At 70.2% G+C, this 393-nt stretch carries 1 protein-coding gene; it reads left to right on the top strand.

Translation table 11 applies throughout. From position 1 onward, the window contains the following. Positions 1-393 (top strand): IPT/TIG domain-containing protein (locus tag AB4Z51_RS45090; protein ID WP_441499793.1); only part of this gene is annotated, 393 nt, incomplete at both ends.

Raw genomic sequence — 393 nt, 5'->3', positions numbered from 1 at the left:
GTGACGTTCGGTGCAACCGCGGCGGCGGGCTTCACCGTCAACTCCGCAACCTCGATCACCGCGACATCGCAGGCCGGCACCGGTACCGTCGACGTCAGGGTGACGACCACGGGCGGCACCTCGGCCACCTCCGCCGCCGACCAGTTCACCTATGTCGCCACGCCAGCCGTCACGTCGCTTTCGCCGACGTCGGGGCCGGCGGCCGGCGRCACGGTGGTAACGATCACGGGCACCAATTTCACCGGCGCGACAGCCGTGACGTTCGGTGCAACCGCGGCGGCGGGCTTCACCGTCAACTCCGCAACCTCGATCACCGCGACATCGCCCTCGATCACCGCGACATCGCAGGCCGGCACCGGTACCGTCGACGTCAGGGTGACGACCACGGGCGGC

The sequence above is a fragment of the Bradyrhizobium sp. 2TAF36 genome, assembly GCF_052114925.1.
GTDB classification, from domain to species: domain Bacteria; phylum Pseudomonadota; class Alphaproteobacteria; order Rhizobiales; family Xanthobacteraceae; genus Bradyrhizobium; species Bradyrhizobium barranii.
Note: the sequence above shows the minus strand (reverse complement) of the source record. Positions and strands in the feature narration are given on the sequence as shown.